Raw genomic sequence first — 12,914 nt, forward strand, 5'->3', positions numbered from 1 at the left:
TCGTTGCGGTCGGATCGTGTGGGGGTGTTGCACGAAGCGTGCGGGGAGCGGGTCACTGTCGGCAGGGGTTCACCACGGGGGTCGGTAGCCGGTGGTGATCTTGTCTCCGGTGCTGCGCCACTTGGGCTCCTTGTCCACCGTCCTGGCCGTGATCGACCGGAGCTTGCGGATCACGGCGCCGTACGCTCCGCTGGCGCCGCTCGACACCTTGGCGCCGGGAGGCTCGTCCATGAACGGCATGAACTTGTCGGGGAAGCCGGGCATGGTGCAGGCGATGCAGATGCCGCCGACATTGGGGCAGCCGCCGATCCCGTTCATCCAGCCGCGCTTGGGCACGTTGCACTTGACGACCGGTCCCCAGCAGCCGAGCTTGACCAGGCACGTCGGTGAGTCGTACGACATGGCGAACTGGCCCTGTTCGTAATAGCCGGCGCGGTCGCAGCCCTCGTGCACGGTGGCCCCGAACAGCCAGGTGGGACGCAGCTTGTCGTCCAGCGGGATCATCGGGGCGGCGCCGGCCGCCTGGTAGAGCAGGTAGGTGAGCGTCTCGGAGAAGTTGTCGGGCTGGATCGGACAGCCCGGGACGCACACGATGGGGATGCCGGCGTGGGACTTCCAGTTCCAGCCGAGGTAGTCCGGTACGCCCATCGCGCCGGTGGGGTTGCCCGCCATGGCGTGGATGCCGCCGTAGGTGGCGCAGGTGCCGATGGCGACGACCGCCAGCGCCTTCGGGGCGAGCCGGTCGATCCACTCGCTGGTGGTGATCGGCTGGCCGGTCTCCGGGTTGTCGCCGAAGCCGCACCAGTAGCCCTCGCGCTTGATCGCCTCGTTCGGGATGGAGCCCTCGACGACCAGGACGAACGGGTCGATCTCGCCCCGCTCCCCCTTGAAGAACCACTCGATGAACGTGTCCGAGCCACCGACCGGACCGCACTCGAAGTCGATGAGCGGCCAGTGGACGGCGATCTTCGGAAGCCCCGGCAGCGCACCGAGCACGATCTCCTCGATGCTGGGCTGCATGGCCGCCGTCAACGCGACCGAGTCGCCGTCACAGCTCAGCCCCGCGTTGATCCAGAGAATGTGGATCGTGGGTGTCTCGTCGGCGGGTACGCCGCCTGCGTCCGCGGCATCGACCGTGCCCGGCGTCGCCTGAGTCATGGGACCGCCTCCTGGGGAGGTAAGGGATGAAGACCTACATTTCGACCGTCGACCTACTTCGTATCAGCCGACCGGTCGTGACGAGATGTCATCGAGGGCCGTTCCGGTGACAGCGGCGGCAGAGGGGGGCAAACCGGTTTGCGCAACCGGGGCGGTGGCGAGGTGCGGCGGGGTGCACGGTGGCCGCTGCTTGTGGACGAAGGAGCGACGCAGGGCGTGATACGGGGCGCCCGGGTCGTCGAAGGTGCGGCGCATCCGGGCCAGCTCCCGCGCACGGAAGCCGGCCAGCGGGGTCGTGCTCTCCAGCCGGTCCAGTTCCGTCTTCTTCGCGGTGATCCGTGACGCCGTCGCCGGCAGGGACGCCAGACGCGCCGCCAGGCCGCCGACCTGCCGTGCGAACTGGTCAGGACCGCAGTCGACCACCCGGTCGACGAGCCCGAGGCGCAGTGCGTTCGCCGAGCTCACCGGCAGAGCCTCACCCATGAGCCGTTCGGCCGTCGCGTGGCCCACCCTGCGCGGCAGGGTGTGCGTCCAGTACTCCGAGCCGTACAGGCCCATCAGACGGTAGTGAGGGTTGAGCACGGCGCCCGAACGGCACCACACCTCGTCGGCCGCCAGGGCGAGCATCACTCCGCCCGCCGCGGCGTTGCCCGCGACCGCCGAGACCACCAGCCGGTCCGTCGTCGTCAGGACGGCCTCGACCAGATCGTCGATGGCGTCGATGTTCGCCCAGGACTCGGCGGCGGGGTCGTCGGCGGCCTCGATGACGTTGAGGTGGATGCCGTTGGAGAAGAAGTCCCGTTCGCCGCCCAGCACCAGCACGGTCGTGGGCCGCGCGCATGCTTCCCGGTAGGCGGACAGCAGACGTCGGCACTGCTCGGTGCTCATGGCGCCGCCGGGGAAGGAGAACGACAGGAACCCCACGTTCCCGTCCTCCCGGTAGCGGATGTCCGCCCAGGTAGGGTGCCGCACCTCGGGCAACCGGGGCAGGTCGTCCTCGGGCAGCGGCGGCAGCCGGTCGCCCAGGGCCGACACGGCGGGCAGTTTGAACGTGGGCGGCCGGCCGGGCACACGCCGGGGCCGTAGCTCGGGGATCCACACGGCGCCGTCCTTGGTGGCCCGGCAGATCGCCCCCGCCCGGGTGGCCAGGAGCTCGCCGGGCCGGCCACGCAACACGCTCTCGGGATGACCGCCGTGCAGATACCACTCACCGCCGAGCAGCGTGTCCAGCACACCGGGCTGCGAGTCCGCCGCCCTCAGCTTGCGCAGGACGGTCCGCGTGGAGTCCTCGTCCCAGTCGATCCGCCGGACACTCTGGTCGAGGTACGGACGCGGACGGGCGTCGGCCGTGCCTGCCGCGTCCTGCCTGCGCGGTACGTGGGTCCCCCCGGCGAAACGCTCCACCGCGAGCAGGACGGCCTCGATCGCGGCGTCGGCGATCTCGCCCCGGTACAGCTCGCTCTTGGACACCTCGGGAATCCGGCACGGTACACAGGCCCACACGTCACCGGCGTCCATCTCCCCGTCGGCCTGCAGAACGGTGACGCCCCACTCGTCGACGCCCTCGTGGATCGCCCAGTCCAGGGAGGACGGTCCGCGGTCGCCCACGGGCCCCGGATGGACGACGAGGCATGTGTGCGCCGCCCACACCTCCTCGGGAATCACCGTCTTCAGCATCGGCGCCACGATGAGCTGGGGTGCGTGCCGCCGCACGGCGTCCGGCAACGAGCCGCCCGGGAGGGCGAGTTCCACCGCCACACTGTGGCCGCGGTCGCGCAGCTCGGCGTGAGCGCGCTGGGTGAGGCTGTTGAACGCGGTGGCTAGGAGCAGGATGTGCACGGCTGCCTCCGGGCGGACGAACGGCAGGCAGGAATGACCGCCGACCGAGATCCTCCGCCACGGCGGTCCGCCGTCCCCCGACGACAGACGGCAAGGTCATCCGAAAGCGCGTGCCGATCCGCCGTCCGGCGTCACCGGCAATCGCCCGCGGCGGCCCGGCTCGCCGAGCAGTCAGCCGCAGTGCATGATCACCATCGGCGCAGGCCGCTGGTGATGCGCTCCCACGGGGTGCGGGTGGCACCGAAGTGCGTCTCGTGGGTCCAGATGTGGGTGCACGAGCGGCACTGCAGGTGGAGCAGGCTGCCGACGTTGGAGAGCAGGTAGCGCCAGTGCTCGGAGCAGGTACGCCCCTGTTCACAGGTGGCACACCCGCGGTGGTCGGCGCAGTTCGGGCAGGCCACCCAGGCGCGACGCCCGACGTCGGCCTGCGGATCAAGCGGCAGCATGGCCACCCCCTCCTCGCGGAAGCACTCCGGCCGAGACGAGCTCGTCGTACACGCGCTGCTGCTCCGCGCTGAGGCCGGAATAGAGCAGCTCGTACGCCGCTTCCTCGCCGCGCAGTGCCGCGCCGGGGTCCCAGTCGGAGCCGAGAGCGGCCAGGACATGAGCACGCCGGAGCATCTCGTGCGAGCTCAGGTCGACGGCGAAGTCGACCAGCGGAAGAGCGTCGGGCCGATCCGCCGCACAGTTGCTCTCTGCGGCGGATTCGTCCGGTTCACCAGGAAGGGCGCGACCATCGGGGGACATGCGACCGAACGTAGGTAAGCGTTCCTCGCCCCGGCAAGAGCAGGTGGGAGAAGTCACAACGCGCTCGCGACTCCCGAGCGGGCGCCGGACCCCGCGTCGGACGCCTCCGAGTTCGTGGTGGCGGCCCGGCGGAGCACTGGCGCCAGGGCCCACACACCTCGACCACTGGCATCCGGAGGGACGACTCCCATCCATCGGTGACAACCGCCGACGCGACGGCCGGAGCTCGCGGTTGTATGGGGGCGCCGTTGGCGGCTATGCGCCGCGACGGACCCGGGCGGCCTTACGGGCCTCGGCGATCTGGCGGGCCTCAGCAGACCGGCGGGACTCGCCGCCGCCGACCCGCCCCGGGCGGGTACCCAGACCGCGGAAGGGGGCACCGCCGCGCTTCGGGCGCTCCGCGATCGGCCCGCTGCCGCTGACCGGGACACCGGAGGGAGCCTGAGCGCCGGTGATACGGCTCAGCTCGGCCTCGCCGGAGCGGACCTGCGTGATCTGCGGCCTGATGCCTGCGTCGGACATGAGACGGGCCATGTCCCGGCGCTGGCTGGGGAGGACCAGCGTGACGACACTGCCGGATTCGCCGGCGCGGGCAGTACGGCCACCGCGGTGCAGGTAGTCCTTGTGGTCGTTCGGCGGGTCGACGTTGACGACGAGTTCGAGGTCGTCGACGTGGATGCCCCGAGCCGCGACATTGGTGGCCACGAGCGTCGTGACGTCACCGCTCATGAACTGTGCCAGAGTGCGGGTGCGCTGCGGCTGCGACTTGCCGCCGTGCAGCGCCGCGGCCTTCACGCCACTGCTCAGCAGGTGCCTGGTGAACTGGTCGACAGCATGCTTGGTGTCCAGGAACATGATCACGCGCCCGTCACGGGCAGCGATCTCGGTGGCGGTGGCGATCTTGTCGGCACCGTGCACCTGCAGCACGTGATGCTCCATCGTGGTGACCGCGCCCGCCGACGGGTCGACCGAGTGGACCACCGGGTCATGGAGGTAACGACGGACCAGCAGGTCGATGTTGCGGTCCAGCGTGGCCGAGAACAGCATGCGCTGACCGTCGGGGCGTACCTGGTCCAGCAACTCGGTGACCTGGGGCATGAAGCCCATGTCCGCCATCTGGTCGGCCTCGTCCAGGACGGTGATGTTCACCCGGTCCAGGCGGCAGTCCTTGCGCTCGACGAGATCCGCGAGGCGGCCGGGAGTCGCGACGACCACCTCGGCCCCGGCACGCAGCGCGCCGGCCTGCCTGCCGATCGACATGCCGCCGACCACAGTGGCCAGGCGCAGCTTCAGCAATCGGGCGTACGGGGCGAGCGCATCGGTGACCTGCTGGGCCAGTTCGCGCGTGGGGACAAGGATCAGGGCCAGCGGCTTCCGCGACTCGGCACGCTGCCCGGCCGTGCGCACGAGCAGCGCCAGACCGAAGGCGAGCGTCTTCCCCGATCCGGTGCGCCCGCGGCCCAGGACGTCGCGCCCCGCGAGGGAGTTCGGCAACGTGGCGGCCTGGATCGGGAACGGCTCGTTCAGGCCGAGACCGGTGAGCATCTTCAACAACTCGACGGGCATGTCCAGTTCACCGAAGGTCGCAGCCGGGGGGAGGGCCGGGGTGACGGTGACCGGCAGCGCGAACTCCCCCTGTGGCGCGGAGGGACGGCGCCCGGTGTCGCCTGGACCGGCGCCGGGGCGCCCCTGGCCCTGTGGCCGGAAACGGTCGTTCGTGCGAGCTGAACGGCTCATGGAGAACCTTCCTCGGCAGGGCGCGCATCGAGGAATTCCCGACAGGAATGAGCCGGATGAATTGCAAGAACGAGCCGAATGTGAGACCAAAAGAATTCATTGGAACAGAAAAAACAGCAAGCTGGGGCCCCGCCGTAAGGCGGGGCCCCAGCTGTCTCATATACTTCGACGTCAGGCGGGAGTAATGTTCTCCGCCTGCGGGCCCTTCTGGCCCTGCGTGATGTCGAAGTTCACCTTCTGGCCCTCCTGGAGCTCACGGAAGCCCTGGGCGGCGATGTTCGAGTAGTGGGCGAAGACGTCAGGGCCGCCGCCGTCCTGCTCGATGAAGCCGAAGCCCTTTTCCGCGTTGAACCACTTGACGGTGCCAGTAGCCATGTCACATCTCCTTTGGGGGCAGTGCCCGCGGGCCCACTCCGTGTGAACCCTAGCGTTGCCACAAATGAACCCCGTCCGGACAGCACCGGAGATACAAAAAATGCCCGACGACGTACAGTCGTCGAGGCACTTGAAGTTTCGGGAACCACAACTGCAACTACTGACCAGTTTAGCACGGCACACACATCCGCACCACTTTCACCCGTGCCGTAAAGCCTCGGCCTCGCGGCAGCGCCGGATCAGTACGCCAGTCGGCGCTGCCGCTCAATTACGCCCATTTCACAGCCGAGGAAAGTCGATCGCACCACTCGGATCGGATTGCCTCGATGAGGCTTGGTACACGAGCACGTCGGCCATCACGTAGCAACGGTGGCCCGGACTCAATGAGCCCTTTCCAACCTCGTGCGTCGGCCGGGCAGTTGGCCTGACGGCGCCGTCATGCGTCGGCGCCACCCTCACCCGGCCGCCGGTAGGGCCGCACGGCACGGCGCGCGATGGCGAAACGGTGCGTCTCCGACGGCCCGTCGTAGATCCGGAACGGTCGCACTTCCCTGAGCAGGCGGGCCAGCGGGGCGTCGGCGGCCGAGATGCCGAGTGCTCCGCAGATCTGCACCGCCCGGTCGACCACCCGGTTCACGGCCTCCGCCACGAAGGTCTTGGACACGGAGGTGAGCTGCGCGGCGGCGGAGCCGGTGTCCAACTCCCAGGCGGTACGCAGGATAAGGGCGCGGCTCGCCTCGATGTCGATCTCGGAGTCGGCCAGCATCTGCTGCACCATGCCGAGATCCCCCAGGACGGAGCCGAACGCCATGCGGCTGCCCGCCCGTTCCAGTGCGACGTCCTGGGCGCGCCGCGCGGCTCCCAGCCAGCGCATGCAGTGCGTCATACGGGCGGGGCCGAGCCGGACCTGGGCGCCCGCGAAGCCGTGGCCGACCTCGCCGAGCACCTGGTCGTCCCCCACCACGCACGCGTCGAAGACGATCTCGCTGTGCCCGGCGAAGAGCCCTTCGTCCAGGGTCTCGATGTCCCGGACGATGCTCATGCCGGCAGTACCGGCGTCGACCAGGAACATGGTGGCGCCGCCCGGGTCCCCGGGGCTGCCGGAGGTGCGGGCCATGACGATGGCGAAGCCGGCGCCGTTGGCCCCGCTGATGAACCACTTGCGCCCGTCGATGCGCCACCCGCCGGGAACCCGTATCGCGGTGGTCCGCAGGGAGCGGGGATCGGCACCGGCTCCCGGTGCCGGTTCGGTCATGGCGAAGCAGGACCGCACCTCGCCGGCGGCGAGCGGGCGCAGATAGCGTTCCTTCTGGTCCTCGGTGGCCACCATCTCCAGCAGGTGCATGTTGCCCTCGTCCGGGGCCGCGCAGTTCAGTGCCAGGGGTCCGAGCAGCGAGTAGCCCGCGGCTTCGAACACCACCGCCTGCCCGCGCAGGTCGAGTCCGTGCCCGCCCCACCTCGTCGGCACGTGCGGAGCGAACACGCCCGCATCATGGGCGCCTTTCTGCAGGGTTTCCCGCAGGGTCTCGGGAGCGTCGTGCACGGACCCGCCGCAGGCGCGCTCGGCCGGGATCACCACTTCGCGCACGAACGCGGAAGTGGCCTCCGCGAGTTGGGCAACAGTCGGATCGACATCGAACTGGATGGGCACGGGACCTCCCGCCGACGGGCGCACGGGCATCGGGTCCCGCCGCGTCCTAGAAACTGTATAGCGTCTTCAGTATCTTGCCGAGAGAGACCCGGTGACGGGAAGACGACAGGAGAGACGTCCCATGAACCATCCTGTGAACATCCAGCCGGTCCGGGTCGTCCGCCACCTCGACGGAGTCGTCGAGCTGAGGCTGGACGATCCCGGGCGGGGCAACGCCCTGGACCTGGCAACGGCCGAGGCACTGCGGGACGCGACCGCCGAGATGGCCGCCGACCCGGGCGGCGCGGTCCTCCTGCGGGCGGCGGGCGGCACCTTCTGCGTGGGCGGTGACCTGCGCGCCTTCACCGGTCGCGGCGAGGGGACGGGCACCTATGTGCATGCCGTGGCGACCGCCGCGCACGCCGCGATACTGGCGCTGCACGAACTGCCGGTGCCGGTGGTGACCGCCGTGCGTGGCGCGGCCGCGGGCGGCGGGGTCGGCCTCGCCCTCGTGGGTGACATCGTCCTGGCGGCCCGGTCCGCACGCTTCCGGCTGGCGTACACGGATGTCGGGCTCACGCCGGACTGCGGGGCCTCCTGGTTCCTGCCCCGCCTGGTCGGCCCCCGGCTGGCGGCGGACCTGATCCTGACCAACCGGGTCCTGACCGGGGAAGACGCCGAACGGTGGGGCCTGGTCACCCGGTCCGTGGACGACGAGGAGCTGGACCTGGAGGCGCACCGGACCGCCGCCGGACTGGCCGCCGGCTCCGGTGACGCGCTGCGCGCCGCGAAGGGCCTGCTGCGCGGCCGTGCCGGGCACGGACTGGGCCGCCACCTCGCCGAGGAGGCACGGCAGATCGCCGCCCTGGCGGATGGGCGGGAGGCACAGGACCGCATGGCGTCGTTCCTCGCCGCCCGGGACCGCGCCCGGGCGGGCGACAGCCGGACCCGACCCAGGGAACCGGAAAGTGTTTCTTGAATCCCTCTTCACTAACAGGGCCGCCGGAGCGTAACCTCCGGGCAACACAGAACCGAGGAACCGGTCACCACAGAACCGGGGAAAAGGTGTGGCGATGCAACCTCCTGCCGTGGACCTTTCGGACGCTCTCGACGAGACGCTCACCGAAACCGTCGTCGACCTCGTTCTGCGTGGCATGTGGCGCGGCAGGCCCGAGGCCGAGCACCGTCCCCTGGTCGACGCCGGGCTGGCGATGGTGAAGGGCCCGATGGTGCTGCCGACCGAGCGTGCCAAGGCCGCCGCCTCGCGAATCCTGCGGATCTCCGCGGGATCGGCTCAGGAGGAGCGGATCACCGCGGCGTACGAGGCCTTCCTGCCGGTCAACAGGAGGATCCGCGAGGTGTGCACGGCATGGCAGTGCCGCCCCGACGGCACCGCCAACGACCACTCGGACAGCGTCTACGACGCCGGGGTGCGCGAGTCGCTGGAAGACGTGCACGAAGCCATCCAGCCCGTGCTGCGCAGGCTGGAGCGGGTGCTCGAAGGCAGCGGACGGTACCTCACGGCCCTGGAGGAAGCCCTCGACCGCTTCGACGACGGCGAGTCCCAGTGGCTGGCCTCGCCGCTGTGCGACTCGTACCACACCGTGTGGATGCGACTGCACCAGGAACTGCTGCTCGTGCTGGGGATCAGCCGGGCCGAGGACGAGGCCCGTGAAGAGGAACTGGTCACGAGGAGTCGGGGTTGAGCGTCACCGACCGCGAGGCGGGCCCCCTCGGACGATCCGAGGCTCCGCCGGCGCCGCCCGAGGCCCCGGGCCGGGTCCTGGTGCCCTACGGGCAGGGACGGATCCGGGGGCTCGACGCCGACGAGCTGGGCGCCCACGGCACGGCGATGGACCGGCTGGTGGCCCTCGGGCTGCCGGTCGTGCCAGGGCTCACCGTGCCCGTCGATGCCTCCGCGTCGCTGTGTGAACCCGGTACCGCCCGAGCCGCCGTCGACCTGATCGAACAGCTCTCGGGGCGCCGGATCGGCGACGCGGGCCGGCCGCTGCTGCTGCGCCTGTCGGCAAGCGCGCCGAGCGAGATCGCCGGGTTGCCCCCCGACCTGGCCTGTCTCGGCGTCACACCCGCCACCGCCGACGATCTGTGCGCCGTCATCGGACGCGAGGAGGCACTGTGCGAGGTGTGGGCTGCCACCGTGCGGATGATCGCCGAGTACGCCCTCGACGTGCCCGGCGCGGTGCTCGACGACGCCCTCCTCGACACTCCCGAGCCGCGGGCACGGGTCGACGCGCTGCTGTCCCTGGTCGCGCGGCACGGCTCCCAGCCCTTCCCCGGCGACCCGGCACAGCAGCTCGCGCTGGCCGCCCGCGCCCTCCTCGGACGGTGGGACTCACCACGCGCGAGGAGATCCCGCAAGGCCCAGCGGCTCCCCGCCGATCTCGGTATCGCCCTGCACGTGCAGGCGCTGCGCATCGGCCCGGCGGACCACTCGGGCTACGGTACGGCGGTCAGCCGCCATCCCGAGACGGGCCGTCTCTCCCCCCAGGGCTCGTTCTTCCGGGGGGTGCGCCGCAGCGCCCCACCCCCGCACACCAGTGAACCGCTGGACCGGCTCGCGGGTGGTACGGCTCTGCTGGAGCATTCCCTGCTCACCCTCGAACGTCATCTGCACGCGCCCGTCTCGGTCGACTTCGAGGTGCGCGACGACGAGATCTCCCTGCTCGCCGCGTCCACACAGCAACGGCCGCCGCTGCGGGCCTCGGTGTGCCTCGCCGCCGACCTGGCACGGGACGGGGCGCTCGGCCCCGAGGAGGCCGTACTGCGGATCAGCCCCGCGCAGGTGCAGGAACTGCTGCACCCCCAACTCCGGCTCACCGGCGGCGAGGAGCTCCTGGTGAAGGGGCTGCCGGCCTCCCCGGGCGCGGCGACCGGCGTGATCGTCCTGTCCAGCGAACGGGCCCTCGAACTGAGCGCGGACGGCACCCATGTCGTGCTCGTGTCCCATGAGACGACCCCGGCGGACGTCCCCGGGATGCTGGCCTCCGCCGCCGTACTGACCGGCAGCGGCGGTATCGCCTCGCACGCCGCGGTGGTGGCGCGGGGCGCCGGCAAGCCCGCGGTGTGCGGGGCGGAGGGGCTGCGCGTGGACCGGACCGCCGGGACAGCGCGGATCGGGGGCCGGGTGCTGCGCGAGGGCGACCCCGTCTCGCTGGACGGCCGTACCGGCGCCGTCTACGCGGGGACGCTGAGCGTCAGTGTCGCCGGACCGCCGCCCGAACTGTCCACCCTGCTCGCATGGGCGGACGGCATGCGTCGGCTGGGCGTGCGGGTCAACGCCGACACCGCCACCGAGGTCGGCACCGCCGTCGCCCTGGGGGCGGAGGGTGTCGGGCTGTGCCGTACGGAGCACCAGTTCCTCGGCGAGCGGCTGCCCCTGATCCGCCGGGTGATCCTGGCCGCCGACCCGGCCGCCCGCGACGAGGCGCTGGTGGCGCTGGAACACGCTCAGCACGAGGACTTCAAGGCTCTGCTGGCCGCGGTCGGGAACCGCCCGGTGACCGTGCGCCTGCTGGACGCCCCGCTGCACGAGTTCCTGCCCGCTCCCGGCCACGCCCCGGACGCGGCCGAGGAGCAGCGGGCCGCCGCGCTGCGTGAGGCGAATCCGATGCTCGGGCTGCGCGGAGTGCGGCTGGCGCTGCTGCACGAGCGGCTCTACCCGGCGCAGGCCGAGGCGCTCTTCGCCGCCTGGGCGGACGTCGCCGCCACCGGAGTCCGGCCCGAGCTGGAGGTGATGATCCCGCTCGTCAGCCTGCCGGAGGAACTGGCCGCCGCGGCCTCGTACGTGCGCGGAGCCGCCGAGGCGGTCGCCGCCCGCACCGGGGTGGAGGTCCCGTACCGGCTCGGCACGATGATCGAGACCCCGCGGGCCGCGCTGCTGGCCGGCGAACTCGCCGAACACGCCGAGTTCTTCTCCTTCGGCACCAACGACCTCACCCAGCTGACCTACGGATTCTCCCGGGACGACGTCGAGCGCCAGGTGCTCGCCAACTATCAGGAGCGCGGCTTCCTGACCGCCAGCCCCTTCGCGCGGCTCGACCCGCACGGGGTGGGCGCCCTGATCGCTCTGGCAGCCGAGCGGGCACGGAAGGTACGGCCCGGTATCAAGCTGGGCGTGTGCGGGGAGCACGGCGGGGATCCTGAGTCGATCGCGTTCTGCGACGACCTCGGCCTCGACTACGTCTCCTGTTCCGCGCACCGCGTGCCGGTGGCCCGGATGGCGGCCGCGCACAGTGCCCTGCGCGAGCGGCGTGACGAGAGCGGGAGCGCACGATGACGAGCACCGTGACCGACGGCACGGCCCTGTCGGACGCCGAACTGGACGACCTGCGAGAGACCGTACGGTCGGTGTGCGCGGACGCCGGAGGCACGGCCGCGGTGCGGCGGCTGCCCGAGCGCTCCCCCGGCATCGACGCCGAGTTGTGGCACACCCTCGGCCGGCAGGTCGGCCTCGCGGCCCTCGGGCTGCCCGAGTCGGCCGGAGGCATCGGCGGCCTCGCCGAGATCGCCGTGGTCTGCGAGGAACTGGGCAGGACGCTGACACCGGTACCGCTGCTGTCCTCCACCGTGCTGGCCGGGCAGGTGCTGGCCGGCTGCGGTGCGACCGACAAAGCGCTGGCCGAGCTGGCCGAAGGTACGGTGCACGCCCTGGCGGTGGCGGCTCCCGACGGAGCGTGGCGGTCCGACGCCGTGCCGGTGGCCGTCTCCTGGCAGGGCGGTGTCCCGGTCCTCGACGGCACCGTGCCGTTCGTACTCGACGGCGCCGACGCCGAAGCGCTGGTCGTGGCCGCCACCGGGGCCGACGGCGTGGACCTCTTCGTCGCCGACCCGGGCGGGCCGGGGGTCACGGTTCGCCGGGTGCCCACCCTGGACCTCAGCCGGGGCCAGGCGGTGGTCACCTTCTCCGGCGCCCGGGCCCGGGCGCTGACCGCCGGGGGCGAGGGGGCGAATGTCGTCTCCCGGGCTCTGGACGTGGCCCTGGTCGCTCTGGCCGCCGAGCAACTCGGCGGTGCGCAGGCCGCGTTGGACATGACGGTGGCCCATGTGCGGGACCGTACCCAGTTCGGCAGGGCGATCGGCGGCTTCCAGGCGGTCAAGCACGCCTGTGCCGACATGCTGCTCCAGGTCGAGGGCGCCCGGTCGGCGGTGGTGCGCGCGGTCCGTGCGGCCGACTCTCCCGAGGCGCTGGCCGAAGCGGCGGCGGTGGCACAGGCATGGTGCTGCGAGGCCTTCGTGTCCGTCGCCGCCGAGTGCGTGCAGCTGCACGGCGGCATGGGCTTCACCTGGGAGCACGACGCCCACCTGTACTTCCGGCGGGCCCAGTCCGACGCCGTACTGCTGGGCGGCGCCGCACACCACCGGGAACGGCTGGCCGGGCTGCTGGGCTGGTGACATGGAGGACGGAACC

At 71.5% G+C, this 12,914-nt stretch carries 11 protein-coding genes; 4 read left to right on the top strand and 7 right to left on the bottom strand.

Annotated features, from left to right (window positions below; genetic code table 11):
* Nucleotides 1–69 precede the first annotated feature (69 nt).
* The 7 genes from SGFS_RS07975 to SGFS_RS08005 all read right to left on the bottom strand — a co-directional run bounded on the left by SGFS_RS07975 (nt 70) and on the right by SGFS_RS08005 (nt 7,507).
* The gene (locus SGFS_RS07975; protein WP_286248878.1) at nt 70–1,158 is read right to left on the bottom strand and encodes an NADH-quinone oxidoreductase subunit B family protein; all 1,089 of its coding nucleotides are present in this window, start codon (nt 1,156–1,158) and stop codon (nt 70–72) included.
* A gap of 63 nt (nt 1,159–1,221) precedes the next feature.
* A complete protein-coding gene (locus SGFS_RS07980; RefSeq protein WP_286248881.1) occupies nt 1,222–2,997 on the bottom strand; it encodes a hydrogenase maturation protein in 1,776 nt (591 codons plus the stop codon).
* Between the two features lie 188 nt (nt 2,998–3,185).
* Nucleotides 3,186–3,443 (bottom strand): hypothetical protein, encoded by a 258-nt coding sequence (locus SGFS_RS07985; protein WP_286248883.1) that lies wholly within the window; start codon nt 3,441–3,443, stop codon nt 3,186–3,188.
* Complete coding sequence (locus tag SGFS_RS07990) at nt 3,430–3,744, bottom strand: DUF6400 family protein (RefSeq protein WP_286248884.1); 315 nt, start codon at nt 3,742–3,744, stop codon at nt 3,430–3,432. Before SGFS_RS07990 ends, SGFS_RS07985 begins: the two co-directional genes overlap by 14 nt.
* 255 nt (nt 3,745–3,999) lie before the next feature.
* Nucleotides 4,000–5,481, bottom strand: coding sequence for a DEAD/DEAH box helicase (locus SGFS_RS07995; RefSeq protein WP_286248886.1), 1,482 nt, complete (start codon nt 5,479–5,481; stop codon nt 4,000–4,002).
* Between the two features lie 171 nt (nt 5,482–5,652).
* Nucleotides 5,653–5,856: a cold-shock protein gene (locus SGFS_RS08000; protein ID WP_126388790.1), complete on the bottom strand. Its 204-nt coding sequence runs from the start codon at nt 5,854–5,856 to the stop codon at nt 5,653–5,655.
* A gap of 436 nt (nt 5,857–6,292) precedes the next feature.
* Nucleotides 6,293–7,507, bottom strand: coding sequence for an acyl-CoA dehydrogenase family protein (locus SGFS_RS08005; RefSeq protein ID WP_286248892.1), 1,215 nt, complete (start codon nt 7,505–7,507; stop codon nt 6,293–6,295).
* 121 nt (nt 7,508–7,628) lie between these two features.
* On the opposite strand from SGFS_RS08005, the gene SGFS_RS08010 reads away from it, so the two are divergent.
* From SGFS_RS08010 to SGFS_RS08025, 4 genes are all read left to right on the top strand, one after another.
* Nucleotides 7,629–8,465, top strand: a complete 837-nt coding sequence (locus SGFS_RS08010) for an enoyl-CoA hydratase/isomerase family protein (protein WP_286248895.1) — start codon at nt 7,629–7,631, stop codon at nt 8,463–8,465.
* A 109-nt stretch (nt 8,466–8,574) separates the two neighbouring features.
* Nucleotides 8,575–9,192 (top strand): hypothetical protein, encoded by a 618-nt coding sequence (locus tag SGFS_RS08015; protein WP_286248897.1) that lies wholly within the window; start codon nt 8,575–8,577, stop codon nt 9,190–9,192.
* Nucleotides 9,189–11,783, top strand: a complete 2,595-nt coding sequence (locus SGFS_RS08020) for a putative PEP-binding protein (RefSeq protein WP_286248898.1) — start codon at nt 9,189–9,191, stop codon at nt 11,781–11,783. Before SGFS_RS08015 ends, SGFS_RS08020 begins: the two co-directional genes overlap by 4 nt.
* On the top strand, nt 11,780–12,898 hold the full coding sequence (locus SGFS_RS08025) for an acyl-CoA dehydrogenase family protein (RefSeq protein ID WP_286248900.1): 1,119 nt from the start codon (nt 11,780–11,782) through the stop codon (nt 12,896–12,898). The genes SGFS_RS08020 and SGFS_RS08025 overlap by 4 nt, the downstream gene beginning before the upstream one ends.
* Nucleotides 12,899–12,914: the final 16 nt, after the last annotated feature.

Origin of the sequence: Streptomyces graminofaciens, assembly GCF_030294945.1 — a bacterium.
Lineage (GTDB): Bacteria > Actinomycetota > Actinomycetes > Streptomycetales > Streptomycetaceae > Streptomyces > Streptomyces graminofaciens.